Here is a 26,337-nt window from a genome sequence, read left to right as displayed (position 1 = left end):
GTGCGAAATCGTAAATTAATTTAGAAAAGTCTGCATATGTTTAATGACTTCATCTGGTTTTTCACCATGCAGCCAATGTCCTGTATTTTCAATGCATTCAATTTTCGCCTGAGAAAATTGTTCATTGATTGCCGCAAAATGTTCAGGTTTTGAGATATAAAAAGAATTACCGCCACGAAGAAATAAAGCTGGCAGATTAATTTTTTCGACCTTTTCCCAATCCATAATATCTGGATAATGATCAAATAAAGCCTGAACATTAAAGAGCCACTGCCCTTTATTAAAGGATTTTAATAAAAACTGAATTACCATTTCTTCATCAATGTATTCACGCATAATTTTTGCTGCCTCAAGTCGTGAAGCAACATTTGCTTGCTGCACCGCAAATAAAGCTTTAAAAATCTCAGTATGATGACTCTCATGATATTGGATTGGTGTAATATCCAGGACGACCAACCTTTCAGTTTGTACACGGGCTAAATCAGCCAATTTCATGGCAATTTTCCCACCCATGGAATGCCCTACTACTACGAACTTTTGAATATTTAAACTGGATAAAGTTTCTAGGACATCTTCAGCCATAAGCTGATAATTTAAGTCTGAACTATGAGCAGAAAGACCATGATTGCATACATCAAGTTGGATCACGGTTCTTTGCTCAGAAAAATATCGAGCTAGTACGCCTAAATTACTTAAACTACCGAATAAACCATGAATGAAGACCATTGGAGATAGTACTGACGTTTCGTGGTGTTGAAGTTGATAATTTAGGATCATTTGAGAATTCCATGATTTCTTTGTTTAAGTGTTTATAGTGGGTTTATATTTGGAATTAATCAATTGCGAAATTTTTAAATATAAAATCCTGCTTAGGCTATTTTATGGGGATATATTTTGCTTAGGCTAAATAATTCATAAACGAATCATAAGTATTTAAAATTACGATTTTAGATCTGGATGGATATTTGGCTATCTATAAATATGAAAGAAGATGGTTGAGTTGTTTTGCAGACTAAATAAAATTAATGAAAATCTTAAAACTGGGATTTAATAACATGTAAACCACTTTTAGGTCAGAGTGTTTCTTAAACTAACTCGCTGTTATTACCCAAATAGACTGAGGTAATTTTGAAAATATTGTTTTTAATTATTCATTGCTTATTATTTATCAAAAAATGACTATTCATAAGTAGCTTATTAATCCACTTGATTCTGTTTAGAATAATACGTCTTAAGTCCAAATGAGTTACAGGTAGTAAACATCAGCATTATAAATTTCCCCTCTCTCCCTTTCTTGATAAAGTTGTTAAAATTATGTATTGCTTAGGCTATTTTAATATCTTAGGATGTTCAAGTTATTAGCTTAAATATAAACGTGCAATCACGCTATCCTACTTAAATTATCCTGTTCAAGAAATTACATCACGTATATAAGACATTTTCAGAAAATTATAAAAATCCAGATTATTCATTTATTCTTATCAATATATTTGACTACCGCTGATATATCCCCGGGATATGAGGTATTTACATCAAAATAAATTTAAATTAACTTAACAAACTCTTTATCAAATGATATTCGGGAGATGGTCTTTCAGGTTTTAATATCTATAAAATTTGATTGTGAAATAGACTTAGATACTTTATTTTTATTCCACTGCGAAAAACTTTCAAGATAAAAAAGTAGTTTATAACTTATTCTACTTCCCTATTTTTACAAAATACGCTCGCCGTCATTCCAGATTTAGTCAAACTTTGATCCTGCCGCTCAAGAAAATTTCTGGCAATCATAGACATCGTAGGTGCCATATTCAGACTGCTGTTTTCTTCGGACACCTTTTGAATATCCTGATAGGCTTTCAGTCGCTTGCAGAAAGTCTGGCGTTGAGTTTGGGCATCTGCCTTTTGATCATCTTCATCTAAAATATGTTTGGTTTCATTCACGATTTTAGTCTGTGTTGAAATAAACTCATCATAGGCACTTTGTGAAAGCGGCTGTGCGAAGACTACGCTACTCAGTCCTAATAATAATCCAGCACAAATGAAAGATGATTTTTTTAGCATTTAGATTTCTTCTTTCCAGACATCTTCATAATCATCGGCATCGATCATGAAACGAAAACCTGTTTCCAGAGCCAGATACGGTAAAACTTCTGGTGCGATGTCCTGTAATTCACGTACTGTCATGGTTTCAAAAGCCTCTTCACTTGAAGGCTCTCCACCATAAATGTACCAGCTGATATTTTCAGCCGTTTCAGGCTTTTTACGGATGCCAACAATCGGATCCTGCTTTAAGGTATGTACTGCCACGGCAACAACATCATCACCCGTGACTTCAACATAAGCCGAGCCTACTTCTTCACAAAGTAGCTTTTGCTCTGCGATCAGTTCTTGTAAAGGTGACAGGTTTTGCGTGTTTTTCGACATTCGGTCTTACTCATCAATTTTCATTAGCGCGCTATTTTAACTTAATTTTAATGAAGCTGATTGGGATTTCATCGAGATCTAAAAAATATCTGCCCTTAAACCATGTTAAGCGCAGATATGGATATCAGCTTATTGGAATACTTTAAAGCGCTCTTCATCAGCGAGATAATCTTTGGCACGTGGCTCGCCTTCTATCGAACCAAATACCAACTGTGCACGCAACTTCCAGTTTGATGGAATGTCCCATTCCGCATGAACTTGCTCATCCACGATCGGATTGTAGTGCTGCAATGATGCGCCCAACCCTTCTGTGTGCAATGCTGTCCATGTTGCAAATTGTGCGATCGCAGTCGAATGCTCTGCCCAGATTGGGAAGTTATCAGCATAAGATGGGAATTGTTCCTGTAAGCCTTCTACGACTGTGTGATCTTCAAAAAATAAAACGGTACCTAGCCCTGCCGCAAAACTTGCCATTTTTGCTGTAGTTTTTGCAGCGCTTTCTTCATCTTTGGCATAGCTTTTTAATTTGTCTGCCACAAAGCCCCAAAACTTTTCATGTTCTGAATTGAATAAAATGACGGCGCGTGAAGACTGAGAATTGAAAGAAGATGGGCTTTGTTTAATTGCAGTCTGAATCAAATCAGTTAGACGCTCAGGAGATTGTTCAACATTCTTGGCAATGGCATAAATAGTACGGCGTTTAGTAATTAAATCTAAAAACTGATTCGACATTTTTGAAAATCCTGGGATATATCTTCGGGAAAATTTGAACCTTCATCTATTTTTGTGAAGGATAGCTAATCAATAAAGCTTTTGCTTTAACGTGAGATAAAGCCTATATACCTTAAAAAATAATAGACTGAATTACTAGGCTATTTAATTGATATTTTTATATATTTTTTGAACAATCGTTAAAACCACTGCCCTATGATAGAGCCTGACGCTAAACGATGGTTCAACATGTGCTATTATTGATCAAAATTTTAAGAATAAAGAAGTTCAATGACCACATTTAATATTGCTTAGGCTATTCTAAGCGATAGCGCATCATGAAATAAATCTCATAGTGCAGATAAAATTAATCCTCCAAAATTGGAGGATTAATTTTATAAATAAAAGCTAAAAAACCAGTTTAAAACTTCGCGTTCAACACCTGAGCAGATACTTTAGTCTTCCACAGCTCACGTAAAATCGGTAAATAGAATTTCTCACCGAGTTCAACCAACTCTGCATCAATCAAGGCATGCATCTCGTGCATAAACAGATAGTCCAGTTCAACTGTGGTCAGTTTAGTCTGCTGTTTTTGATAGTCTTTGCGTTTCTGTTGGGCTTGTTTAACCAGACGATCCGCAAATGCTTTATCTTTAAACTGGGTGATTGCTTTTAAACGCAGTTCGATAATGCCCCATCCGGTTAAAAACATCTGGAAAGTCTCAAAATCATCGCTGGTCGATTCCCAAGACATTTCTTCCAGATTTTCATTATCCGGAAGCACAGGTAAAAGAAGTTCCATCACACTCGGGAAAATCTTTTTGAAATTCAGAATAAATTTAACAGGATGCTCACCTGGATAATCCTTGAATTGCACCTTTCTTTGAACATCTGTTAAATAAATATCAAGCATAAAACAATCATCAGTGGTTAATCTCATCTAGCACTATTGTACGCAACTCTGCCCGAGATAAAAACCACTGCTGACTATTCCATGATAAAACAGGCGGAAAGATTGAAAATAAAAGCGCTACAGCCCTTATTTGGCATTCGGTGAAACCATCTGTTCAGGACGCACCACCTCATCAAACTGTTCAGCGGTGACTAAACCCAGTTCAACAGCCACCTGTTTTAAGGTTTTTCCTTCCTTATAGGCTGTTTTGGCAACCTTGGCTGCATTCTCATAACCAATCACCGGATTCAATGCTGTGACCAGCATTAAAGAATCATGCAGGAAATGTTCAATTTTTTCATGATTCGGCTCAATACCTACGGCGCAGTGATCATTAAAACTGTTACACGCATCGCCTAAAAGCTGGATGGATTGCAGCAGGTTATAGGCAATGACCGGCATAAACACATTCAGTTCAAAGTTACCTGATGCACCTGCCACGTTAATGGTGGTGTCATTGCCGAGAACTTGTGCGACGACCATGGTCATCGCTTCACTTTGCGTCGGATTCACCTTACCCGGCATGATGCTAGAACCCGGTTCATTTTCAGGAATACGCAATTCACCAAAACCACAACGAGGCCCGCTGGCCAGCCAGCGAATATCATTGGCAATCTTATTCAGGCTCACCGCTAAAGTCTTTAATGCACCAGACGCGAATACCGCAGCATCACGGCCTGCCAGAGCCTCAAACTTGTTTGGCGCAGTTACAAATGGTAAGCTTGTTAACTGTCCTAGTGTTTTAGCAGACTGAACGGCATAATCGGGATGAGCATTCAGACCAGTACCGACCGCTGTCCCGCCTAATGGCAATTCATATAAACCAACTAAGGCCTGTTCTAGACGAAGAAGCCCATGATCCAGCTGAGAGACATAACCGCTGAATTCCTGCCCCAAGGTTAAAGGCGTAGCATCTTGTAGATGAGTCCGGCCAATTTTTACAATATTGGCAAAATCCTGAGATTTGGCATATAAAGTATCGCGCAAGCGTGTGACTGCCGGAATTAACAGTTCATTGATCTGCAAGCTCGCAGCCACATGAATCGCAGTTGGAAATGAATCATTGGTAGATTGGGCACGGTTGACATGATCATTTGGATGAACCGGTTTTTGTGCCCCTAAATGATTGCCCAATTTCTGGTTGGCAATATTGGCAATCACCTCATTACAGTTCATATTACTTTGCGTACCTGAACCGGTTTGCCAGACCACCAATGGAAATTGACTGTCCCATTTCCCGCTGATGACTTCATCTGCCGCATCCACGATATAGTGTGACAGTTCTTGGGGAATCTGATTCAGCTCGGCATTGGTCAAGGCGGCAGCTTTTTTGACGAGTCCCATGGCACGAATCATTGGCCGAGGCAAACGCTCATTTCCAATTTTGAAATTTTGCAAGCTACGCTGAGTCTGAGCGCCCCATAAAGCCTCGCTCGGTACAGCCACTTCTCCCATCGTGTCATGTTCAATACGTGTTTGCATGTTCAACCTCAATTCTTCTTGCCTGTTACTGATCTTAGGAATTTCTATATCAATGATTTAATCTATTTATTTAAAGTAATTGATTACAGCAATCATGTAAATGATAATTATTATCAAATATTAGCTAAACACTCTTAATTACTGCCCTCTGAGCATATTCTGATAAAACAACCATTCATCCTCAAGCATCTTTCTGAGTGAACGCTGAGGTTGCCAATGCAGGATATTCCGCGCTTTTTCGATGTTCGCCCCCAATTGATCCATTTCGGCATGCGGATATGGCAAAGCATCCATGGTTTTGATTGCAGACTGAGTCACTTCAGCCAGTTGATCTAGCAAATCCTGTATGGAAATCAATTCACCGGCAATATTAAAAGCTTCACATTTTAATTCCTGCTGTTGTGACAGCCATTGCAAGGACTTGATCACGGCATCACAACAGTCTGCGACATGGAGAAAACTGCGCTCTACTGTGCCATCCGCAGTATGGGCCTGACGGCGTAATTCCAGATATTCACGTTGCTGTGCAGCGACCTGCATCGCCAAAGGCAAAATATTTTTTGGTAAAGGTGGCACTGCTTCTCCCAGCACACCGTGTTCAAAGGCACCGGCGATATTGGATAGACGCAGGATCGCAATCCGCCATTCATTATCAGTTTTGGCAGTATCCCGGATAATTTCCTCAACCATCTGTTGCGATTTGATATAGGGATTCGGATAGGTATAGTTAAAAGGCAGATCTTCGCTTAAATCTGTGCCAGATTGTCCATATACCGCCAGACTGGATAAATGTACCAGATGACGCACTCCGGTACGTTGCATGGCACGCATGAGACTCATAATACAGCTGACATTATCATTATAATATTCAAGTGGTTTTAATACTGATTCTTCCAGTGACTTAAAACTTGCGGTATGTACCACAGCCTGAATCGAATGCTGCTCAAAAACTTTATTCAATGCTGGGGTATTGCGAATATCAATCTTGATAAAAGGTACATACATGCCGGAGATAAATTCAAGACGCTCCAGAGTTTGTAAGTTGGCATTGGCCAAATTATCGACCACAATGACCTCTAGTCCTTGTGCTAACAGACTTAAAGCAATATGTGAGCCTAAAAAGCCTAATCCACCCGTCACTAAAATCATTTATACTACCTACTTTCTGATGAAGCCAAGATCAATCTGTTGTTATTGATCAAGCCTGTAGTGAATTTCGATGAGCACCTTAATTCTTGTTACCTCCGCACCGACTTCCATTTATGCCTGGCATGCCTTGGGTTTGGCTCAGGCCTTGCAAGATAAACAGGAAGCATTCCGTGTATTCTTCTATCAGGACGGCGTATCGGTCGCAAATGCACTGCAATGGGTACCCGACGATCAACGTCATCTTACACATGCATGGCAAGCGCTACAGATTCGCCTCCCGGTCTGTGTAAGTGCAGCATTGGCACGTGGAATTACAGATCTGGACAATGCTCGACGTCACAATATTCAGCAGCATAATCTGGCAGATGCCTTTGAATTGGTCGGTTTAGGTGAACTTGCCGATGCTGTTCAGTCCTCACAACGTCTCATTCAATTCTAGATGTTTCATTTTTTAGAATGTGTTGCTTTTCCAAGGAATCTTGTGTGAAATCTGTACTTGTTATATTAACCCAAGCCAATCTGACCAGTCTGCAGGTGCATGAAAGCCTATCGGCTACGATGGTCCTGGCAACTTTTGGCGCAGAAGTTAAAGTCCTGCTACAAAGTGCTGCCCTCAGTTTGCTGCATTCAGACCTGCAATTTGACCAGGTGCATCATGCATTCAAACTGGCATCAAATATGGTCGACAGTTTCGAGTTTTATGATCTCACTCCGATTCTGATTGAGAAAAAAAACCAGCATTCCTCATTTGTGGCACAGAGCGAACAAGAAATCGAACTTATTGAGCTTAATTCTGAATTTATTCAAAGCTTTGATCATGTGATGTATTGGTAAGGAACAAAGATATAAAAATGTCAAATCACACACTTTATCTGATCCAATCCAGCTATTCGGCAACAGCGCAGATCCTAGAGCAACTGGCTCAAACTTATACAATGGGTGATCAGGTCGTGCTGATGGGTGAAGCGGTTTTGCTGCTAGAGCATTCATTTCTTCAAAGCTTGCCGAAAATTCACATACTGAAAAATGATGCGGAGTTATTAGTACAGCCTTTGCCTGATCAGATAAAGCTTTTGAATTATGCGGATTTTGCAGATCTTTGCCTCGAGTTTAATCGCTGCATTTCAATGAAATAATAAATGGGTTAGATATGAATTTAGAATTGGATCAAGATGGCCATCTGGTTGACTATACCATCTGGAATGAAGAAGTCGCTCAAGTGCTGGCCGATAGTCTGGAACTGAGCTTAACTCCTTGGCATTTTGAAATTCTGCAAGCGGTACGTCAGTTCTATCAGCAGTTTGGTCATTCACCAGCAACACGACCACTGATTAAATTTTTAATGAAAACTGTCAGTGCCGATATCAATAATGCCATGCTTCAAGAAAAGTTTAATACTGGTCTGGTGGCCCGTCACTTAAGCCGTTTGGCTGGTGTACCCAAGCCTGCGAACTGTTTATAAAGATACTTAGCTTTCTAAAGTGTGTACTTAAAGGCCCAAATCATTTTTTGGGCTTTTTTATGAGAGCAATTTTCAGACTGAGAATAATGAAAGATACAGCTGGATCTAATTCGTTAAATTTGGGTTTGCTCTAATACTCGCAATGCTCGATGCAATTCATGATCCATTTCAGGCAGAACCTTAATCAGAAAATTAATTTGTGCTTTCGCTTCGGCCTTGCTCACCAGTTGGGCCTCTACCAGTTTTTGCTGCTGAGTGATCAACAAACTGACTTGTTGAGGATCTGGTCGTTGTCCCTCACTTAAAGCGTTAATGATCTGAGTAAAGTCCAGATATAACTGTTCTTGTTGCTTTGATAATTCGCTTTGCTTTGCAACCGTATCGTTCTGTTCCTTCTTCGTAGTTTGACTATTCTTAGGAGAGTTAACAGAGATATAGCTTGCCGATTTTTCAGCTGGCAGGACCGGATAAGAATGGGTCTGATCAGTAAAATTCGTCCGATAGATTTCTTGTCGTACCTGATAGCCAATACCCACTAAAGCCCCAAACAAGAGCAATCCGATCATTACATAGAACAGAATTGTTTTATCATTCATTTTTATGTCCTCAGCTCAAGAAAGACAGTCTTTATTTATTAAGAAGCTGTCTTTTTCGCTAATCGACGATTGACTACGGCGTTGACCAGTCTGCTGGTGCATATCCAATCCGGACACGTTGTGGATGATTTCCCACCGGCACACTCAGCACTTTATTGCCCGTGGCAAAATCAATCACGGTAACCAAATCGGTTTCACTTTCTGAAATTACACAGCTACGACCATCCGGGCTTCGCGTTGCCCAATAAGGTTTACCTGCAGAAATCAGTTTCCCGGCTGTCAGTGTTTTGCGATCTACAATCGTAGCGTAGTTATCCATCGTACCGGCGACACAGAGCTTTTCACCATCAGCACTGATTGATAGGCCATGATGACGCGAATCATTCACCCATTTTGTCCGGTCTTTCGGGATACTATCACTACCAGGCAGCTGTCCGATCCGGCTAATCTTGTTCTGATTCAGATCGTACTCAATCAGACCATTAAAAAATGAAACTTGGGCATATAGTTTAGTTTCATCCTTGCTAAATACCATTGGTCGTACGGAGTTAGATAAATCTTTACGACCAAATGCATCCAGTGCGGGCCTGAAGTCAATTTTTCTTAGCACCTGATGTGTATTGGCATCTGCGATAGTGATAAAACGCTTTCCTTTAGTAAAGTCTTGCCACTGAGCATCCATCGACGTTTCCACATTGCCGATAGCAGAGTTCAGGATCTTGTTACCACCATCGAAGTAAATATTTTCATGCGGTTTATCGCCAGTACTGAAACGGCCTAACTCTTTACCGGTATGGATATCTAGTACATGCACTACATTTCCTGAAGATGCAGATACAGCGATGCGATGCCCATCTGGTGATACTGCCATATGGTCGGCACGGAAGCCTTCTACAGGCGTCCGCCAGTTAATCTTGCCGGTTTTGATATTAATTGATACCACATCGGCGAAACTTGGGCGTGATGCAACGACTGACTGCCCGTCTGGTGTCGAGTACATATCTCATCCACCAACTGATCATTGCCTTCACCGGCTGTGGTCTGAATATAAGTATAGGCAATCAGTTTGATTGGATTCAGGTGAATTTCCTTAAGGCGCTCTTTACGGTCAGGAATCATGTTAATGACGCCTATTTTGCCAAAATCACCCGATGGACGAATCACGGTTACCGTGCCATCCCAGTTATTTCCGACAAAGAAAACCTGCTGTGAATTGGCAGGTGCAGCTGAAGGTGCAGAAGCGGCCTGTACACTCGGCAACGCAGATAGCATCACCATCGCAGATAATGTTAGACAGAACCGTGGCCATTTTTTATTTTGAATTTTCATCCATTATGCTCCGCATAATAATTTATATTTTTGTTTTCATTCCTTGTTGTGTACACAGTCAGGCTGTGTTTTAACTTATCTAATATACAAACGTATAAAATTATTTACTGCTATTTCCGACCAAAAAATATGCAGCCATTTTAAATCTATCACTTCAGGTTCTATGAATTTAGCTGATCATCGTACTCCGATCTTATATATCCAGCACATCGACAAACTGTGCATTGAGCACTTTGGCAAGATCAGCCGGCTTTAATCCAATATCCAAGCCTCTTTTACCGCCACTGACATAGATCTTATCCAACTGTTCTGCGCTGGCATCAATCACCGTTTTTAATCGTTTCTTTTGACCAATGGGACTGATTCCACCGACCAGATAACCGGTCAAACGTTCTGCATGTTTAGGATCTGCCATCTGGAGTTTTTTACATCCCACAGCCTGGGCTACTTTTTTCAGATTTAACTGATGATGTACCGGCAATATGGCAACAAAATACTGTTTATCATCCGTGACTAATAAAGTTTTAAAGACTTCTTCCACCGAAAGCCCTAATTTTTCAGCAGCTTCTAACCCGAAACTTTTGGCATTGGCATCATGTTCATATTCATGAATGCTGTATTCGATTTTATTGGCTTTTAATAGTTTGCATGCAGGTGTCATAGAAAGTCTTGTTTGAGAGGAATCGCATGATTATATAAAGATTAGCTCAAGAAGTTAATTTAGATGAGGCAACTACAGAGCAAATTTTGCTTTAAGCCCGTATTCCGCTTCAATCAGACCTATTTGGTTCAATCTTTACGCTCTTCAATACTTTTAAACTCTTCTGCAAAGATGATGACGAGCAAAATATCAACAAATGTATGTGTTTTTGCCACTATCTAAGCGTTAGGCGATTAATGGCTTCACTGTGTAGAAGGCTTGAAGATGAACACATTCGTCATTTCATGCGTCTATAAATACAAGGCATATAAGTCGAGCGTTTTATCTTAAACCCGCTGAGATTTAACCTTTATCTCCGGAAGAAGAAATAGATTCTTGTACAGTGTCTGTCATGAATACTTGAATTGAAAATGATGTAATTAATTCCAATATATTGGAAGAATAGACCTAGGAAAATCCAAGTACAATAAGAGAAAATATCATTAACATATTGTCTTATCTTATATTTTTAAAGTTTCATCAAGTTTTGAGAAACGGTCGATAGCTTATATATAAAGAGGATAATCAGCACAACTCTAAAGTCAGAATGTAAAGAGTTTTCTATGCTATAGAAGTCGAACATTGCAGTAAAATCAGCCAGACAACTCTTGTTCAAAACTAAAAATATCACTAAAAGGAAGAATTTAGCGTTAACATGAAGATACAGTTACATAAAGGATATTAACTGTTTTTGCCAATTGGGTTTACAATGAAAATAATCTGAATACCCAGCGAATTGTAATTTTTTAACATTGCCAAATCTCTGCAAAGTTTTCATTATAGCGCCACTGTTTGCTATATGCTTTCTACGTTAATTCAAAGAAATTATAAATAGTAATGTAGAAAATCATGCAATAATAAGCAGAGTTTGCAGACATCTTGCAAACAAACCCCGATACTTTTTAATTGGAGCATGCTGGATGAGTTCGACCATTTTGGTTATTCATGGACCGAATTTAAACTTGCTTGGGAAGCGCGAACCGGAAGTTTATGGTCACCTTAGTCTTGACGATATTAACCAGCAGCTGATTGCTCAGGCTCAACAAGCTACCTTACAACTCGATACTTTCCAGAGCAACTGGGAAGGTGCCATTGTTGACCGAATTCATCAAGCCCCGCAAGACGGCATTCAATATATCATTATTAATCCAGCAGCATTGACCCATACCTCTGTTGCTGTTCGCGATGCCCTCCTTGGCGTTGCCATTCCTTTCATTGAAGTCCATCTGTCTAATGTGCATGCACGTGAGGCATTCCGACATCATTCATACTTGTCCGATAAAGCCATCGGCGTGATCTGTGGTCTAGGTGCAAAAGGCTATGCTGCTGCCCTCGACTATATCATTGAAAAAATACAACCTTCTACACAATCTTAATTAGGAATACTGTCTCATGGATATCCGTAAAATCAAGAAACTCATCGACTTGATGATTGAATCTGACTTACAGGCGATCGAAGTTAAAGAAGGCGATCAATCGATTGCATTAACTCGTCGTAATCCAGTGGTTGCAGCAGCTGTTCCTGCGATGCCTGCACCAGCAGCCGAAGCGCCAGCAGCAAAATCTCCTCGCGGTGCTGTTGAAACTTCACCAATGGTCGGCGTGTTCTATGCAGCACCAAGCCCAGGTGAGCCGACCTTTGTTAAAGTTGGCCAGACCGTTTCTGCAGGCGATACGCTCGGTATTATCGAAGCAATGAAAATCATGAACCCGATTGAAGCAACTCAAAGCGGTGTGATTGAAGAAATTCTGGTGAAAAATGGTGAAGTGATTCAATTCGGTCAACCACTTTTCCGCTACCGCGCTTAATCACCCCGGGGATTTATAATGTTGCAAAAAGTTTTAATTGCAAACCGTGGTGAAATTGCGTTACGCATCACCCGTGCTTGCAGAACTTTAGGGATCAAAACTGTAGGTGTCTATTCTGACGCAGACAAGGACCTGATGCACTTACGTTTCTGTGATGAAGCAGTATGTATCGGCCCTGGTGCGAGCAGTGACAGCTACTTGAATATTCCTGCGATTATTACAGCTGCTGAAATTACCGGCGCAGATGCAATCCATCCTGGTTATGGATTCCTCGCTGAAAATGCAGAATTTGCAGAAATCGTAGAAAATTCTGGTTTTATCTTTATTGGTCCGCGTCCGGAACATATTCGTTTAATGGGAAACAAGGTTTCTGCCATTATTGCCATGAAAAAAGCTGGTGTACCAACAGTACCGGGCTGCGACCATGCCGTAACGATTCACAATGCCATGGCTGAAGCCAAAGAGATCGGTTTTCCACTGATTGTAAAAGCTGCTTCTGGCGGTGGTGGTCGTGGTATGCGTATCGTAGAAAATGTCGATACCCTGCTGGAATCTGTTCAGGCTGCACAGCGTGATGCAGAAATGTGGTTCGGTGATGATACGGTCTATATGGAACGTTTCCTGCAAAAGCCACGTCACGTCGAAGTGCAAGTACTTGCTGATGGTAATGGTCATGCGATTCATCTGTATGATCGTGACTGTTCACTACAGCGTCGCCATCAAAAAGTACTGGAAGAAGCACCAGCACCGAACTTACCAGAGCAAGCACGTGCTGATATTCTAGAAGCCTGTGTAAATGCCTGTAAATTGATGCAATATCGTGGTGCAGGTACATTCGAATTCCTGTTTGAAGATGATGAGTTCTTCTTCATTGAAATGAATACGCGTGTTCAGGTTGAGCATCCGGTAACTGAAATGGTCACGGGTATCGATATTATCGAACAGCAATTGCGTATTGCTGGCGGCTTAGGCCTCGATATTCAGCAAGAAGACGTCAAGGTTTTAGGACATGCGATTGAATGCCGTATTAACGCAGAAGATCCATCGACCTTCCTGCCTTCACCAGGCAAGATTGACAACTTCTATGCACCAGGCGGCGCAGGTATCCGTTTAGATTCGCATGTTTATCCAGGTTACAGCATTCCACCGTATTATGATTCGATGATTGCCAAACTGATTTCGCATGGTAAGGATCGTGAGACGTCTATTTCTCGAATGAGAAATGCTTTGGAAGAAATGATTTTGACTGGCGTTAAAACCAATATTCCTTTGCATAAAGATTTAATCCTTCAGGATAAAAACTTCTGCAAACAGGCAATGGATATTCATTACCTAGAGAAGCATTTGTTAAAGCAGCTTGAAGGTGCTGAAGACAAAGCTTAAATCAAAGCTCATAAAAAAACCGCTGTCATTCAGCGGTTTTTTTATTGTTTGCAATTTAAGGCAATACGCGTCTGAGCACAGCAAAACATTGTTCGGCTTTTTCATTGGCGCAGAAGTTAATGGTATAAGGGTTTTGCCATTTCACAAAATATTGCGAAATTTCACCAGACTGATCCACCTGATTGCCTGAACAGTCTTTTTCATTATTGTCATATTTTACTTGCAGAATCAGCGCTGGAATCTGCTGCGAAGGATCCTGTGCCGGCTGATAGTCATATAGCCCCGACGTCCACTCATCGCCACTTTTAATCACCACATTATTATTGCTTTTAAAATTATAATATTCGATACATTTTTTATTATTCGGGATTTCCATTCCCCACAATCCGACAATTTCCGGACGGGTTTTCACAGTAAATGTATTTGGGATTTCAGCAGCTTTAGCAGGAGCATTCGCTGGTTTTTTATTTTCTGTCGCCATTAGCCAAGGTGAGCTCATGAGTAAGATAAGGCTAAGACATATTTTTTTCATATTTACCGGCATCTTGTTAACAATTGATTCTAAATTATCATATTTTTTGGGATCGTGTCCCGCTCTAACGCAATTTCAATACAGAGTCAGAAATTATTTATCACATTGTTTAAAAACATGGATTTCCTTTCTGACTGTTTTTGTATATATTTCGTATATAAGAATCTTAATAGTTCGTATTAATAACAGATTAATCAAACAATAAAATTATATTTTAGGTCAAACTTAGTTGCTGAACAAAGTGATCATTCACACTTAGAAATTTGAATAGGATTTTAAATTTGCAATTAGCTCGAATAACAGAACAACAATTAAATCATGAAACCTATGCTTATTTTGTCATTGTTTTCGCTGTTTTAGTCTGTTGTTTTATTGGGATCGCAACCAGACCGATTGAGTACCTGGCCTTATTGTGGCCGGCCAATGCTGCCTTGTTAGCCCTGTTCTTACGCTTTCCACATTTAAATAATGTGGGAGGTTGGCTTGGTGCATTCAGTGCTTTTATGTTTGCAGATCTCGTCACCGGAAACAGCCTATTACAAAGCCTGTTTCTTACCCTGTCTAATCTGATCAGCACTATTGTCTCGATATTTTTTATTCGATATTTCAAGATTAATTACAAATACTATAATACTGGTTATACATTCGTTCATTTATTTGGCATCTTCGCTTTTGCCGGCTGTCTGGCCAGCGCTGCTTTTGCAGTTGCCACCCTGCCAAACTTACCCAATACATTCATGACCAAAGAAAACTTATGGATTGATTTTGGTCTATGGTGGACGGGCGAGATGGTCAATTATATCGTGGTATTACCTTTGCTTCTGGCCTTTCCCAGAATCAAGGATATGCAGTATCTGTTTAAAAACCGCCGTCAAAAGCGTCATCATTTCAGTTATTTTCTGCCCGCAGCTACAGTCGTACTCTGTGTCATCATCACCAATATTTTTTCAGGTCCGGGCACCCTGCTCTATCCTTTGGCTGCGCTGATCTGGGCCGCATTAACCTATCGCCTGTTTAGCATGACACTGATTAATGCGTTTGTGACTATTTTAACCTATTACAGCCTGACGCGGTTTTATGCCACAACGCATGACACCTTGGCAGATTCTACGATTTATATTTCGCTCCGGATCGGGCTGTTTATGCTGGCCTTATCGCCGCTTATTCTTTGTATTATTAGTCAAAACCGCAATGAGCTGTTTAAACGGGTTCTCTATCTGGCCAATCATGACAGTCTGACCCGCACCATGAACCGTCATTTTTTCTTTCAGAAAGGTGAATATTTACTGCAATATGCCAACAGAATGGAATTTTCGGTCATCATGCTGGATATTGATCATTTCAAACGTCTGAACGATGATTTTGGCCATCATGTCGGTGACAAGGTGCTGCAACATTTTGCGGAAATCATTCGCTGCAATTTACGTGCTGAAGATCTGTTTGCACGAATTGGTGGGGAAGAATTTGTGCTGTTACTCTGGAATACCGAACCATCAGAAGCACGTCTTATTGCAGAACGGATTCGTGATCTGGTGGAAAAAACCCCGATTTATCAATCAGATGGCTCGCCCCTGTATATTACCGTGAGTGTGGGCATCACTCATCAAAATGAACCGCAGGCCCAAGACCTGCAAAACCTGATCAATATTGCAGATCAAGCCTTGTATCAGGCCAAACATCGTGGGCGAAATCAGGTGGTGCTTGCATCTTGAGCCTAAATGATCTACAACCTTGAAGCAGCAACACTAGGGAATGGCAATGAAATTTGAAGAATATCTGCAATATGACGGTTTAGGACTGGCTGATCTGGTCGCCAATAAACAAGTACATTCAAGTGAACTTTTATCTGCTGCACTAGAGCGTAGCTCAATTGCCAATCCCGAGCTAAATGCAATTATTATTCCGATGCATGAGCATGCATTGAAACGGAGCCAGCAAAATCTGTCCGGACCTTTTGCCGGTGTGCCTTTTCTGGTTAAAGACCTGTTTCAGGAATATGCCGGTTATCCAACTTCTTATGGTTGTCAGGGCTTAAAACGGATTGGTTATATCGCCGAGACCAATGCCGAGATTGTCAATCGCTGGGAAAAAGCCGGGATTGTGACTTTTGGACGTACCAATACTCCTGAATTTGGGATTAAAGGTATTACTGAACCAGATGCTTGGGGCAGCTGTAAAAATCCGTGGAATTTACAGCATAATAGCGGCGGCTCGTCCGGTGGTTCCGCTTCTGCCGTGGCTGCCGGAATTGTACCAATTGCGGGTGCTGGTGATGGTGGCGGCTCGATACGTATCCCCGCTTCCTATTGCGGCCTGTTTGGCCTGAAACCGAGTCGTGGCCGCACGCCTTGGGGACCACAAATGAGTGAAGCCATGCATGGCGCCGCGATTCAGCATGTACTGACCAAAACGGTACGGGATAGTGCTGCAATGCTGGATGCCACCCATGGTGAAGATCATAGTTCACTGTTTAAGATTCAGCGTCCACAGCATCATTATCTGGATGTGATTCAGCAACCGCCAAAAAAACTGAAAATTGCGTTTAGCACTTATTCTACGATTGGCACACCTGTTTCCCAGGATGCCATTAAAGCCATTGAAAAAACAGCCAAATTGCTAGAATCTTTGGGCCATGAGGTGGTCGAAGACCGCCCAGCCATTGATGGAATGCAACTGGCCAAGGATTTTATTACCACCTGGTTTAGCCAATTTTCATTTATGCTGGATGAAATCCAGAAAGGCTATCCGTCTAAAACAAATGATTTTGAATTGGACTCTTTAGCACTGGCGGCTTTTGGGGCCAAAACCAGCGCGATTGATTATATCCAGAACCTGAATAACTGGGGCCAGTATGTGACCCAGATGAATCATTTCTTTGATAATTATGACCTCTATCTAACGCCTGCAACGGCGACAGTGGCGCCGAAAAATGGTGAGGTCAAAACACCAAACTGGCAGAAACCGATTCTTAAAGGTTTATTGAAACTGAATAAAGCGCATTTACTGGCGCAAGGGAAACTAGTAAACCAGATTGTGAAAGAAAATCTAAAATGGGTGCCTTTTACCCAGTTGGCCAATATTACCGGACTCCCAGCGATGTCTGTACCACTGTACTGGAATGAACAAAACCTGCCGCTCGGTTCACAGTTTATTGCGCCGTTTGCCCGTGAGGATCTGCTATTACAACTGGCAGCCCAATTGGAACAGGCACAACCGTGGTTTGGGCAATACGCCAAAATCCGTATTTAATACTGAGATGATATTTTCAAGCCTGTTTTTGCAGTTCGACTTTATTTGGCAATCCGAAAATCAGTAACAAGCCAAGCAAAGTCGATACTGCAGCAGTGATAAAAATAGATGTGCCGCCGACTTGATCCCAATAATGCCCAGCCAGAATACTGCCACTCGCCACGCCAACGCCCCACATCGTGCTATATAGCGCTTGTCCACGTCCTTGCTGCCCTGCAGAAAAATTCTGGAAAATCACTCGCATCGCAATCATATGAAATAAACCAAAACTTAAAGCGTGAATCGTTTGAGCAAAAAACTGTGCCATGAATGAAGCAGGAAAGACCCCGACGATGAACCATCTTAATCCGGTCATCAATAAGCATAACGTGACCAGATGGCGCCATGACCAGCGTGTCAGAAAGAACGTCGCATAGGCAAACATGATGATTTCCGCAATGACCCCGACTGACCAGAGCAGCCCAATCTGGCTGGTGCTAAATCCCGCCTGACTGAGATAATTGCTATAAAAACTATAAAACGGCGCGTGTGAAAATAGCAGAATCAATTCAATCAGGAAAAAACTATACACCACTGGGCGTTTAAATATCGGCCATAAGGGTTCGAGCTGTTTCTGGGCGGTAGGCGCTGTCGTGGGCTCTTTAATGGTAAATGACCAAAGAAAGGCCAGAAATGAAATACTCAGCAACAAGACGGGTAACATACTGATGCTAATAATTTCAAAGACGGCGCCCAAGCCGAATACACCGATAATAAAGCCGACTGATCCCCATTTTCGTACTTTGCCATACAGTTCTGCTCTTTTTTCTCCGAGCCAGAACAAAGTTACACCTTCAAACTGTGCCAGAATAGCATTCTGAAAAAAACTGAAAATCAGCATCAGTAAAGCTACAGATTGAAAGCTATTGGGAATGATAAAAATCATGAACCAGATACAGGCTTCCATCCAGGTGGCAATACGCACCAGCAACATGCGTTTACCGGACTTATCTGCAATCCAGCCCCAAATTAAGGGAGCAAAAAATCGGGTAACAATCGCAATAGAAGATAAAATCCCGATTTCCTGATAATTGAAGCCTTGATCTTCAAGATACAGACTCCAAAAAGGCATGAACGCCCCAACAATCGCATAGTAAAAAAAGTAAAATCCACTGAGTCTATGCTGGATTGCTAGAACTGGCATTGATTTATATATCCTAATATTTTCAAAATTTTAAACTCAATAAATTTCTATAGCACTGTATTCGACGACTCTTGATTTTGCTACGAGCATCTCGCATTAGTCTAAAAATAAATTTTCATAAGTTTATGGATAAATTTTGCTAAAGTAAAAAACTCTGTGTTGAGTTAAATCAAAGTAAAAACATAAATCTACTTTTACATAGAGCACACGATAAAGAGTGGAAAAATTTTAGAAAGGAGACTGGATGGACTTAAAATCTGAAGATCAACAATCATACAGACATTACAATTATTTTATGGCTAAAGTATGTCCAAAGAATTTCAGATCATAGGCTAAAAATTAAAACTAACTCTAGCTTTATAGCAAGGAGAAAATCAATGCCTAACTTTATAAGACCTCTATGCTCGGGTCTAGTCTTCCTCCCTCTAATGGCAATAAGTATTTGTAGTGCTGCATATGCTAACGCTTCCCCTATAGCATCTAACTCTCCAAAAGATAATATTCATCCCCATATAGATCATCATTTAAGTGAAAGTCTTTATCCTGATGAAGCAAACATAACTGAAAAAATCGCAGATATAATTGAGCTATCGATTCGGAAAGAGTATTCCACAGGTATCGCGCTACGTGATGCCCATCCCAAAGCACATGGTTGTGTACGTGCAGAATTCAAAGTAGATGAAGTTCTTCCTAAAAACTTGGTTCAAGGTGTTTTTATTCCGGGAAAAACATATCAAGCCTGGATTCGTTTCTCTAATGGTTCTAAAGATGCCCAACAAGCAGATATTAAAAAAGATGCCCGTGGCATGGCGATAAAACTTCTGGCTGTACCGGGAGAAAAGCTTTTAGATGATGAAACCTCTACTCAAGATTTCATTATGATCAATCATCCTGTCTTTTTTGTGAATGATCCAGTCCGATATATGTCATTTATGCAAGATATAAATAGCGATAGATTTTTCAATAAGTTGCATATTCCTTTTGCATTAGGAGCTAAAGGAACCTGGATTGCCTTAAATACGAGAAATAAAATTTCTAATCCTTTGCAAACTAGATATTGGTCTATGGTGCCCTATCAATTAGGAATAGGCACTGATCGTCAAGCTGTAAAGTATTCAGCTCAAACATGTTCGACAGTGACAGATCCTCTTCCACATGCTCCCCATCATAATTTTCTAAGAGAAAAACTGCGCCAATATTTGCAAAAAAGTGAAGCATGTATGGAGTTTCTGGTACAGCCTAGAACATCAAACACCATGTCGGTCGAAGATTCCATGACTGAATGGCAAGAAAGTGAGGCACCTTTCTACAAGGTCGCAACTATCCGCATTCCTCCACAAGTTTTTGATACGCCTGACCAAAACAAGTTTTGTGAAAACCTTTCCTTTACACCATGGCATACCCTACCGGAACACAAACCTCTGGGAGTAATAAACCGAATGCGAAAGGTGATTTATGATCGTATTAGTGAGGTTAGACATGATATGAATTCTATTAACAGATCAGAACCACATTAAAATATAAGTGCTTATTTGAAGTTATCAGCTAACCTAAAATAACCTGTTGTACTGCTCATTCGCCTTAACTTAAAAGCTTTAGTTTACAAACTTTGTGCAGAGTTAATTTAGAAACATAAATAAAGCTGCTACATTAAAAATGACATTATAAAAAGGAAAATGGTTTCAGCGATGAAAATTAAATCTCCTATTATTAAATTGATCATGAGTTGTTTATGTTTAGGTTCAACATATGCAATAGCATCTCCTCCACTTCCCGATAGCAGCAAAATCCAAGCATCTCATATTTCGGAAAAAATACCGGGTACAATATTATCTATACAAGAACAAAATACTGATCTGTTTACGAATGCCTCACAACGTTTCTTAATCAATTATCGCAGTCGTGGCACAAAATCCGAACCCATCGTCGCTTCAGGCTATATCCTGTTACCTAGAGGCAAAGTCCCTAAAGATGGCTGGCCTGTTCTGGCTTGGGCGCATGGTACAACTGGCGTTGCTGATACATGTGCACCCTCTGGAGATTATGTGGGTGGGCCAGTCCATGTCTATCAGCAAATCGCTGCTAAGGCACTGAATGCCTGGCTCGCTCGCGGCTATGCAGTCGTTGCACCTGATTATCAAGGTTTAGGCACTCCGGGCGGTCATCCTTATATGAATGCGCGAAGCCAGTTGCATACTGTCGTTGATGCTGTACGAGCGATCCACCATTTAAAGCCTTATAACTTTAGTAAAAATTGGTATGTTATGGGTCATAGTCAAGGAGGTGCAGCATCTCTTAAAGTTGCAGCATCCGGTCAAAAAGATGCGCCTGAATTTGATCTTCGCGGGGCAATTGCACTGGCACCAGGCGGTTATCAATATGAAGGAATCGCTGAATATGTTGCTAGCAATTCGCAAATCACGACTGATGTCGCCGCATTTTTTCCAATTGTGCTTTTAGGAGCAGAAGCTGCAGACCCGATGCTTGCTCCAGCAAATTTAGTTAGCCTAGAAATGGGAGAAATTCTTAATCATGCACGCAGTCGCTGTTTGTCAGAATTACAATCGGACCTAAAACAAGCACCTAAGACTGTCTTTAAATCAAATGTAAATCTGGCACCTTTGACAAATTATTTAAAAGAACAGTCTATTGAGAATATGACACCGACTGTGCCGGTTCTGCTGGTACAAGGTGAGAAAGATCAACTGGTCGATGATCGTGGTACTTATGCTTACTATCAGCAGGTATGTACGAAGCAGAAATCTATCGCCTTCCATCTAGTCAAAAATGGAGATCATCGTGATTCCTTAAGACAGAGTGAATTTCTAATTGGAAACTTTATCCATTCAGTTGAACAAGGGAAAGCTTTGAACACCTGCCCTACAAAATAACCCGGTGAGCTTTTGTATTTAATCATTAAAAACTCAAATATTTTAATCTTCATATTTATAGAATAGTCCTTTAAAGGAGCACTATTCTATAAAGAGGATAAACTAATATTAATCCGTATTCTTACTTTCTGTTATAACTATACTTACGATTTCGAATTGTTTTGAGCCCATCATTTTTATACTTTAATTCTTTAGCAAATAATAATTAGAATGAAAGAGGTTATTTATGTGCTCGAACTATGAATTTCCCTCAAAAAAACGTCTTTCCTTATTAGATATTCATGAAGAGCAACTCGAACTGGGCATGAAAACACATGTTTATCCTTTAGCGCTAGCCCCAATCATTATGCGCGGTGCTGATGATTTTGAGCTGGATATCGCACGTTTCGGACTGATTCCAGCCTGGGCGAAAGAATTGAAATATGGCCGGCATACCTATAATGCACGGACTGAAACAGTGGCATCCAAACCGAGTTTCCGACATGCCTGGAAAAACAACCAGTTTGCTTTGGTACCCGTCGATACATTCTATGAACCTAAATATATAGACGGTAAATCGCACTGGTTTGGCATTTCACGTGAAGATGGCAATCCTTTTACCGTGGCGGCGATTTATGATGACGCACACATTGATGGTGAGAAAATCAGATCATTTTCGATGCTGACCATAAATTCAGATCAACATCCCTTTATGAAACAGTTTCATGACCCGAATGACGAAAAACGCTCGATTATTGTGATTCCGGAAGAATCACGACATGACTGGTTGCACTGCGATCATGAACAAGCCCATGAATTTTTCTTTGAAATGAAAGATGAGTTTATTGCAAAGCCTAGAGATCAAGGTTTATCGAGAAATTAAAAAGCCCTAAACCAAGTTAGGGCTTCGTCCATGTGAAAAAGCTATTTTTGCTCTCTCAATGGATTTTCGGGTTCTGCATTGGGTTTTTTCTCTGGTTTGACATGCTTATAAGATGCCTGATTACCCTTGTCGTCATTCGATTCTTTATGCGGATTTGATTCTTGCTCTTGCTCTGGCTTATTTGTCATATGCATCTCCTTCATATATCTATTAAGAGATAAATATGACATCTACTGCTAAACATCAATGTTATTTATGTTGCACATTCAGTTTTCTAAAAAGACAAATTTTCCTTGAAGTATTCTTTTACATTTCACAAACCCTAAAGTCCATCTGAGCAAATAAGCTGTTCAGCCTGATCGTAGATGGTACAGCAAAGAATATGAATTCGCGTGCGAGCCGATATCGAATACATGAAATTTTCTAAGCTTATCCACTGCCGGAAAAAGTCTTTTCATTTCAGCAAAACCTTTAGGATGATTGGCCTTAATCATTCGATACCAACCATCTAATGCAGTTTCAGCCTTTGGCCTCTTTTGAATTGCTTCAAGAATTCGAGCGCAGATGCTCACCTACATATATTCTATTGTATTTTGCTATTTCAGTTCTAAGTACTAAGAATTTATCAAAACGTAATCCTATTGAAATATTTTTCTTATAAAGTATTCCTTGTGAGAAATTATGTTTAGATCCAAAAATTTTATCAGTAAAGAAAAACCCCGCCAACTGATGATTGAACGGGGATTGATCTTCATTAATATGTCTGATGATTTGGCACATTATTCAATATTTTTCAAGCAATCACGACACTGTTTGACCTCATCATGGTCACACGTGTAGTTAATTTCAGTCGCACCATGAAGACCAAATAAACAAAATATAAATTGCATCATGTTTTTCTCCTGAGTGTAAAAAGCTCGATCCAACATCAAGCTTTATTGCTTTAAATATAGAGTGACTCAATACAAAATAATTGGATCAGCGATCTAGAACAACTTCAGTACTCAGCTCTGTTTAGCCTTTAAGTAAAATTGAAGCTTTTGGGGCTAAGTTCGTACAGGCTCTTCAGCTTGAGTCGTCTGATCCTTTTTACAATGATCACTTTTACAATGCTTGCTGCTCATCATCTGACACATTTTCTCTTTGCAAGATTTAAAACAACAGCCGACCATCACGCCCATGCCAAATGCGCATATACATCTCATCATAGCTTTGTCCTGTCTTTTCGTGAAAAGAGATATATAAATAACATCTATTCATGTATCTCTCCTGAGGGAATTTTCAGGCTTTATGTTGTGTATGAAAACTTATGTGAAAGAGAGTGAGCAAAAAATACAATCAGCAAAGAAAAAACAAGATTTAAAACGGAAAAGAAAAAGCCTGTTTAACTCTCCTAAATTAAACAGGCCTTATAATGTGCTGATTTTTAATTATTTTCATTAAGTTCTTAGAATGAGGCCAAGATATCACTAGCCATGCAGCCAATCTGTGTAGGATATATAGATGCAATGTTTCAAAATATGAAAAAACCATTACTTTTGTTAATTAAATGACTGTAATTTATCCAAAAATATTTTTGATGAGAAAATAAGATTACTAAATAACCAAAACCCAAGAAGAATTGCTAAACCTATAAGTGAGAATGGGTTAATTTAGATTTTTAGAAGAAAATTCCTTATTTCAGTCAATATCGGATGTTATGAATGTTCAATGTCTCATAAAGTTTATAGATCCCTGCTTTCTTTTTAGTCATTTCTCTCTATAATTTTTCATATGAGCAATAACAATATTTTGGCAGCATGAAAAATCGCATACTAATTACTTTATTGATGAGTCTGGCAATAAGCGGCTGCCAAAAACAGCAAGCAGAGAATTCAGCCGAGGCTGCTGCAAATATTAAAGCGCAGTTTGAACAGTCAGATAATCAACTCAGTGCTTATCTGGACAAACTCGACTCTTCAACAATTAGTTTGGAAGAAAGAACACGCATCCTGTGTGAACAATATCCTAAAGAATATAAAAATAACTACATGCCTGCTCTGCTAAAACTTGCTCCCAAGGAATATACAGAAAAAGAGTTGCTCACCGACCTAGACAATGCCTTGAATTTCTACAAGCTAAAAGCCAATATTCAGTGTTCATAAATACTTAGTCTAATCATGCAATGAAATATAAAAAAACCGCCTGATTCAGGCGGTTTTTTTATGAAGAGCGTATATCTTAAACAGAATTAACGCTGTGGTTTTCACTGATCTTGTTGATTGCGTGAACGTTGTTGCTGTTGGTTACTGTTTTGCTGTGGCTGTTGTTGCTGTTGGCCTTGCTGGTTTTGTTGCTGCTGGTCGCGCTGTTGCTGGTTGTTTTGACCACCCTGCGGCTGTTGTTGTTGCTGGTTATTTTGTTGCTGATTTGGGTTTTGCTGGTTGTTTTGTTGACGCTGCTGATCTTGATTGCGTTGTTGATTTTGCTGTTGCTGTTGTTGCTGCTGTTTCTGTTGGTCTTGCTGTTGATTATTAGCCATGGTGGTATTCCTTACTATTTGCTTTAAATTAAAAGCCGATAGGTTTCGACTTAATATCTACTCTACGCATTTTTCAGATTTCGCCAACCTTTAACCTGTTACAGATTAATTCAATGTAATAAATAGTAAGCTAAGTACTTGAAGTGGAGATTAATGCGCAACATAAATTACCTGATATAATGCAATAGAAACATAATGAAAGATTTTATAGGTCAAAAATTTATTATCCAATAAAAGGAATAACTTAAGTCCTATTTCATATATATAAAAATTTTTAATAAAATTTAAAAAGTGTTATTAAATAGAACCACTTAATAACTATACTATTGATATTTATAAATATATAAAAATAAATCTAAATCTTCTATATTTTTAAAAAATTAAATAAAATATTAAAAATCCAATTCTTTTTGAATATTCTTAATTGTGATGAAATACGATACTTAACATGACCTCACCAATAACACTTAAGCTGTTTCGAATTTATCTTGACTTTAATTCAAATATTTTTACTTATTATTTTGGTATAAACTTAGATCAAATCATTGTTTGTAATTATATTTATTAATCTATTTATAATAAATAAGCCCCTTTAAAAGAGGCTTATTCTATTCAGTTTTTATTAGATATTGACCACTTTGACGATAATTGTTTGAGTATCTTCCTGCTCTTCGGCCAGATGCAAACGTTTAAGCTCTTTGCTTTTTACTTTGAACTGCAAGTTCTGATAAGAAATTGTGCTTGGTATCTGATCAAAATATTGACCATCAGCGTCAATTTCTTCCTGAAATAATGGTGTACCCAATTGATAGTCAAGACTTTTTAAGACTACATATTTTACTGTGGTTTTCATTCCAACACCCTACTTTCACTAAGCACTTTATTTTTATTTTTACCACTGTTCCGCCTGAGAAGAAACCTCTATTTTTGAAAATAGCCCAAGCTTTAACCATTCAGATTTTGCGATCAGATCAACATGAAATTACACTAGGGTGTGTTGACACTTTTAGCTTAAAAAAATAGCGAAGTAGTAAAATCAAATCGCCAAACCCAATTTTACTATTCGCTATGCCTCGTACCATGCTGACAGATCAACACT

Annotated in this window: 28 protein-coding genes and 1 pseudogene; 13 read left to right on the top strand and 16 right to left on the bottom strand. The window is 39.6% G+C overall.

What is annotated here, in order from left to right; all coding sequences use genetic code 11:
• Window positions 1-15: 15 nt before the first annotated feature.
• From ACTL4S_RS08915 to ACTL4S_RS08885, 7 genes are all read right to left on the bottom strand, one after another.
• Complete coding sequence (locus ACTL4S_RS08915; protein ID WP_005107025.1) at window positions 16-777, bottom strand: alpha/beta fold hydrolase; 762 nt, start codon at window positions 775-777, stop codon at window positions 16-18.
• Between the two features lie 918 nt (window positions 778-1,695).
• Window positions 1,696-2,064: a hypothetical protein gene (locus ACTL4S_RS08910; protein WP_441299195.1), complete on the bottom strand. Its 369-nt coding sequence runs from the start codon at window positions 2,062-2,064 to the stop codon at window positions 1,696-1,698.
• Window positions 2,065-2,427, bottom strand: coding sequence for an immunity protein Imm33 domain-containing protein (locus tag ACTL4S_RS08905; protein ID WP_071851342.1), 363 nt, complete (start codon window positions 2,425-2,427; stop codon window positions 2,065-2,067). It lies immediately after the preceding gene.
• A 129-nt stretch (window positions 2,428-2,556) separates the two neighbouring features.
• Window positions 2,557-3,159, bottom strand: coding sequence for a nitroreductase family protein (locus ACTL4S_RS08900; RefSeq protein WP_312327513.1), 603 nt, complete (start codon window positions 3,157-3,159; stop codon window positions 2,557-2,559).
• A 400-nt stretch (window positions 3,160-3,559) separates the two neighbouring features.
• Complete coding sequence (locus tag ACTL4S_RS08895; protein WP_004280216.1) at window positions 3,560-4,051, bottom strand: hypothetical protein; 492 nt, start codon at window positions 4,049-4,051, stop codon at window positions 3,560-3,562.
• Window positions 4,052-4,177: 126 nt separating this feature from the next.
• A complete protein-coding gene (gene fumC, locus ACTL4S_RS08890) occupies window positions 4,178-5,572 on the bottom strand; it encodes a class II fumarate hydratase (protein WP_441299194.1) in 1,395 nt (464 codons plus the stop codon).
• A gap of 138 nt (window positions 5,573-5,710) precedes the next feature.
• Entirely contained in the window at window positions 5,711-6,721 is a 1,011-nt protein-coding gene (locus tag ACTL4S_RS08885; protein ID WP_005266466.1) for an NAD-dependent epimerase/dehydratase family protein, read from the bottom strand.
• Window positions 6,722-6,791: 70 nt separating this feature from the next.
• Here ACTL4S_RS08885 and tusD point away from each other — a divergent pair, with 70 nt between their 5' ends.
• From tusD to ACTL4S_RS08865, 4 genes are read left to right on the top strand one after another with little or no spacing between them, the layout of a single operon-like run.
• Complete coding sequence (gene tusD / locus ACTL4S_RS08880; RefSeq protein WP_004280211.1) at window positions 6,792-7,160, top strand: sulfurtransferase complex subunit TusD; 369 nt, start codon at window positions 6,792-6,794, stop codon at window positions 7,158-7,160.
• Window positions 7,161-7,204: 44 nt separating this feature from the next.
• A complete protein-coding gene (locus ACTL4S_RS08875) occupies window positions 7,205-7,555 on the top strand; it encodes a hypothetical protein (protein WP_441299193.1) in 351 nt (116 codons plus the stop codon).
• A gap of 17 nt (window positions 7,556-7,572) precedes the next feature.
• Window positions 7,573-7,857 carry a DsrH/TusB family sulfur metabolism protein gene (locus ACTL4S_RS08870; protein ID WP_004646886.1) on the top strand — a complete coding sequence of 95 codons (285 nt, stop codon included), beginning with the start codon at window positions 7,573-7,575 and terminating at the stop codon, window positions 7,855-7,857.
• Between the two features lie 14 nt (window positions 7,858-7,871).
• Window positions 7,872-8,183 (top strand): TusE/DsrC/DsvC family sulfur relay protein, encoded by a 312-nt coding sequence (locus ACTL4S_RS08865; protein WP_004280207.1) that lies wholly within the window; start codon window positions 7,872-7,874, stop codon window positions 8,181-8,183.
• A 113-nt stretch (window positions 8,184-8,296) separates the two neighbouring features.
• On the opposite strand, the gene ACTL4S_RS08860 is transcribed toward ACTL4S_RS08865, so the two are convergent.
• The 3 genes and pseudogenes from ACTL4S_RS08860 to ybaK all read right to left on the bottom strand — a co-directional run bounded on the left by ACTL4S_RS08860 (window position 8,297) and on the right by ybaK (window position 10,769).
• Window positions 8,297-8,779, bottom strand: a complete 483-nt coding sequence (locus ACTL4S_RS08860; RefSeq protein ID WP_441299192.1) for a hypothetical protein — start codon at window positions 8,777-8,779, stop codon at window positions 8,297-8,299.
• 73 nt (window positions 8,780-8,852) lie between these two features.
• A pseudogene (locus ACTL4S_RS08855) lies at window positions 8,853-10,108 on the bottom strand (YncE family protein).
• A gap of 193 nt (window positions 10,109-10,301) precedes the next feature.
• Window positions 10,302-10,769, bottom strand: coding sequence for a Cys-tRNA(Pro) deacylase (ybaK, locus tag ACTL4S_RS08850; protein ID WP_071851354.1), 468 nt, complete (start codon window positions 10,767-10,769; stop codon window positions 10,302-10,304).
• A 959-nt stretch (window positions 10,770-11,728) separates the two neighbouring features.
• Between ybaK and aroQ the strand changes: the two genes are divergently transcribed.
• From aroQ to accC, 3 genes are read left to right on the top strand one after another with little or no spacing between them, the layout of a single operon-like run.
• Window positions 11,729-12,184 carry a type II 3-dehydroquinate dehydratase gene (gene aroQ, locus ACTL4S_RS08845; RefSeq protein ID WP_441299191.1) on the top strand — a complete coding sequence of 152 codons (456 nt, stop codon included), beginning with the start codon at window positions 11,729-11,731 and terminating at the stop codon, window positions 12,182-12,184.
• Window positions 12,185-12,200: 16 nt separating this feature from the next.
• Entirely contained in the window at window positions 12,201-12,617 is a 417-nt protein-coding gene (gene accB / locus ACTL4S_RS08840) for an acetyl-CoA carboxylase biotin carboxyl carrier protein (RefSeq protein ID WP_005107117.1), read from the top strand.
• Window positions 12,618-12,635: 18 nt separating this feature from the next.
• Window positions 12,636-14,000: an acetyl-CoA carboxylase biotin carboxylase subunit gene (gene accC / locus ACTL4S_RS08835; protein ID WP_004646808.1), complete on the top strand. Its 1,365-nt coding sequence runs from the start codon at window positions 12,636-12,638 to the stop codon at window positions 13,998-14,000.
• Between the two features lie 55 nt (window positions 14,001-14,055).
• On the opposite strand, the gene ACTL4S_RS08830 is transcribed toward accC, so the two are convergent.
• Complete coding sequence (locus ACTL4S_RS08830; RefSeq protein WP_441299190.1) at window positions 14,056-14,499, bottom strand: hypothetical protein; 444 nt, start codon at window positions 14,497-14,499, stop codon at window positions 14,056-14,058.
• 314 nt (window positions 14,500-14,813) lie between these two features.
• On the opposite strand from ACTL4S_RS08830, the gene ACTL4S_RS08825 reads away from it, so the two are divergent.
• Both ACTL4S_RS08825 and ACTL4S_RS08820 read left to right on the top strand, forming a co-directional pair.
• Window positions 14,814-16,244: a sensor domain-containing diguanylate cyclase gene (locus ACTL4S_RS08825; protein WP_005251666.1), complete on the top strand. Its 1,431-nt coding sequence runs from the start codon at window positions 14,814-14,816 to the stop codon at window positions 16,242-16,244.
• Between the two features lie 46 nt (window positions 16,245-16,290).
• Complete coding sequence (locus tag ACTL4S_RS08820) at window positions 16,291-17,781, top strand: amidase (protein WP_005107122.1); 1,491 nt, start codon at window positions 16,291-16,293, stop codon at window positions 17,779-17,781.
• 16 nt (window positions 17,782-17,797) lie between these two features.
• On the opposite strand, the gene ACTL4S_RS08815 is transcribed toward ACTL4S_RS08820, so the two are convergent.
• Window positions 17,798-18,964, bottom strand: coding sequence for an MFS transporter (locus tag ACTL4S_RS08815; protein ID WP_114540723.1), 1,167 nt, complete (start codon window positions 18,962-18,964; stop codon window positions 17,798-17,800).
• 377 nt (window positions 18,965-19,341) lie between these two features.
• Between ACTL4S_RS08815 and ACTL4S_RS08810 the strand changes: the two genes are divergently transcribed.
• The 3 genes from ACTL4S_RS08810 to ACTL4S_RS08800 all read left to right on the top strand — a co-directional run bounded on the left by ACTL4S_RS08810 (window position 19,342) and on the right by ACTL4S_RS08800 (window position 22,717).
• Window positions 19,342-20,481 (top strand): catalase family protein, encoded by a 1,140-nt coding sequence (locus tag ACTL4S_RS08810; RefSeq protein WP_441299189.1) that lies wholly within the window; start codon window positions 19,342-19,344, stop codon window positions 20,479-20,481.
• A 159-nt stretch (window positions 20,482-20,640) separates the two neighbouring features.
• A complete protein-coding gene (locus tag ACTL4S_RS08805; protein ID WP_441299188.1) occupies window positions 20,641-21,855 on the top strand; it encodes an alpha/beta fold hydrolase in 1,215 nt (404 codons plus the stop codon).
• Window positions 21,856-22,081: 226 nt separating this feature from the next.
• Complete coding sequence (locus ACTL4S_RS08800; protein WP_441299187.1) at window positions 22,082-22,717, top strand: SOS response-associated peptidase; 636 nt, start codon at window positions 22,082-22,084, stop codon at window positions 22,715-22,717.
• A 41-nt stretch (window positions 22,718-22,758) separates the two neighbouring features.
• Here the strand turns inward: ACTL4S_RS08800 and ACTL4S_RS08795 are convergent, their stop codons facing one another.
• Window positions 22,759-22,905 carry a hypothetical protein gene (locus ACTL4S_RS08795; RefSeq protein ID WP_004646799.1) on the bottom strand — a complete coding sequence of 49 codons (147 nt, stop codon included), beginning with the start codon at window positions 22,903-22,905 and terminating at the stop codon, window positions 22,759-22,761.
• A 162-nt stretch (window positions 22,906-23,067) separates the two neighbouring features.
• Window positions 23,068-23,289: a type II toxin-antitoxin system HigB family toxin gene (locus tag ACTL4S_RS08790; protein WP_441299186.1), complete on the bottom strand. Its 222-nt coding sequence runs from the start codon at window positions 23,287-23,289 to the stop codon at window positions 23,068-23,070.
• 1,227 nt (window positions 23,290-24,516) lie between these two features.
• On the opposite strand from ACTL4S_RS08790, the gene ACTL4S_RS08785 reads away from it, so the two are divergent.
• A complete protein-coding gene (locus ACTL4S_RS08785; protein ID WP_005266495.1) occupies window positions 24,517-24,861 on the top strand; it encodes a hypothetical protein in 345 nt (114 codons plus the stop codon).
• A gap of 101 nt (window positions 24,862-24,962) precedes the next feature.
• Here the strand turns inward: ACTL4S_RS08785 and ACTL4S_RS08780 are convergent, their stop codons facing one another.
• Complete coding sequence (locus ACTL4S_RS08780) at window positions 24,963-25,238, bottom strand: hypothetical protein (protein WP_253145379.1); 276 nt, start codon at window positions 25,236-25,238, stop codon at window positions 24,963-24,965.
• A gap of 622 nt (window positions 25,239-25,860) precedes the next feature.
• A complete protein-coding gene (locus ACTL4S_RS08775) occupies window positions 25,861-26,091 on the bottom strand; it encodes a hypothetical protein (RefSeq protein WP_004280185.1) in 231 nt (76 codons plus the stop codon).
• Between the last annotated feature and the right edge of the window lie 246 nt (window positions 26,092-26,337).

Origin of the sequence: Acinetobacter lwoffii (assembly GCF_052078135.1) — a bacterium.
GTDB lineage: Bacteria > Pseudomonadota > Gammaproteobacteria > Pseudomonadales > Moraxellaceae > Acinetobacter > Acinetobacter lwoffii_Z.
This window is presented reverse-complemented; position numbering and strand designations above follow the sequence as displayed.

Excerpts from the sequence above, each read along its gene's own strand:
- ACTL4S_RS08915 (WP_005107025.1), bottom strand. The coding sequence starts at position 777 with ATGATCCTAAATTATCAACTTCAACACCACGAAACGTCAGTACTATCT.
- ACTL4S_RS08910 (WP_441299195.1), bottom strand. The coding sequence starts at position 2,064 with ATGCTAAAAAAATCATCTTTCATTTGTGCTGGATTATTATTAGGACTG.
- ACTL4S_RS08905 (WP_071851342.1), bottom strand. The coding sequence starts at position 2,427 with ATGTCGAAAAACACGCAAAACCTGTCACCTTTACAAGAACTGATCGCA.
- ACTL4S_RS08900 (WP_312327513.1), bottom strand. The coding sequence starts at position 3,159 with ATGTCGAATCAGTTTTTAGATTTAATTACTAAACGCCGTACTATTTAT.
- ACTL4S_RS08895 (WP_004280216.1), bottom strand. The coding sequence starts at position 4,051 with ATGCTTGATATTTATTTAACAGATGTTCAAAGAAAGGTGCAATTCAAG.
- fumC (WP_441299194.1), bottom strand. The coding sequence starts at position 5,572 with ATGCAAACACGTATTGAACATGACACGATGGGAGAAGTGGCTGTACCG.
- ACTL4S_RS08885 (WP_005266466.1), bottom strand. The coding sequence starts at position 6,721 with ATGATTTTAGTGACGGGTGGATTAGGCTTTTTAGGCTCACATATTGCT.
- tusD (WP_004280211.1), top strand. The coding sequence starts at position 6,792 with ATGAGCACCTTAATTCTTGTTACCTCCGCACCGACTTCCATTTATGCC.
- ACTL4S_RS08870 (WP_004646886.1), top strand. The coding sequence starts at position 7,573 with ATGTCAAATCACACACTTTATCTGATCCAATCCAGCTATTCGGCAACA.
- ACTL4S_RS08865 (WP_004280207.1), top strand. The coding sequence starts at position 7,872 with ATGAATTTAGAATTGGATCAAGATGGCCATCTGGTTGACTATACCATC.
- ACTL4S_RS08860 (WP_441299192.1), bottom strand. The coding sequence starts at position 8,779 with ATGAATGATAAAACAATTCTGTTCTATGTAATGATCGGATTGCTCTTG.
- ybaK (WP_071851354.1), bottom strand. The coding sequence starts at position 10,769 with ATGACACCTGCATGCAAACTATTAAAAGCCAATAAAATCGAATACAGC.
- aroQ (WP_441299191.1), top strand. The coding sequence starts at position 11,729 with ATGAGTTCGACCATTTTGGTTATTCATGGACCGAATTTAAACTTGCTT.
- accB (WP_005107117.1), top strand. The coding sequence starts at position 12,201 with ATGGATATCCGTAAAATCAAGAAACTCATCGACTTGATGATTGAATCT.
- accC (WP_004646808.1), top strand. The coding sequence starts at position 12,636 with ATGTTGCAAAAAGTTTTAATTGCAAACCGTGGTGAAATTGCGTTACGC.
- ACTL4S_RS08830 (WP_441299190.1), bottom strand. The coding sequence starts at position 14,499 with ATGAGCTCACCTTGGCTAATGGCGACAGAAAATAAAAAACCAGCGAAT.
- ACTL4S_RS08820 (WP_005107122.1), top strand. The coding sequence starts at position 16,291 with ATGAAATTTGAAGAATATCTGCAATATGACGGTTTAGGACTGGCTGAT.
- ACTL4S_RS08815 (WP_114540723.1), bottom strand. The coding sequence starts at position 18,964 with ATGCCAGTTCTAGCAATCCAGCATAGACTCAGTGGATTTTACTTTTTT.
- ACTL4S_RS08810 (WP_441299189.1), top strand. The coding sequence starts at position 19,342 with ATGCCTAACTTTATAAGACCTCTATGCTCGGGTCTAGTCTTCCTCCCT.
- ACTL4S_RS08805 (WP_441299188.1), top strand. The coding sequence starts at position 20,641 with ATGGTTTCAGCGATGAAAATTAAATCTCCTATTATTAAATTGATCATG.
- ACTL4S_RS08800 (WP_441299187.1), top strand. The coding sequence starts at position 22,082 with ATGTGCTCGAACTATGAATTTCCCTCAAAAAAACGTCTTTCCTTATTA.
- ACTL4S_RS08795 (WP_004646799.1), bottom strand. The coding sequence starts at position 22,905 with ATGACAAATAAGCCAGAGCAAGAGCAAGAATCAAATCCGCATAAAGAA.
- ACTL4S_RS08785 (WP_005266495.1), top strand. The coding sequence starts at position 24,517 with ATGAAAAATCGCATACTAATTACTTTATTGATGAGTCTGGCAATAAGC.
- ACTL4S_RS08780 (WP_253145379.1), bottom strand. The coding sequence starts at position 25,238 with ATGGCTAATAATCAACAGCAAGACCAACAGAAACAGCAGCAACAACAG.
- ACTL4S_RS08775 (WP_004280185.1), bottom strand. The coding sequence starts at position 26,091 with ATGAAAACCACAGTAAAATATGTAGTCTTAAAAAGTCTTGACTATCAA.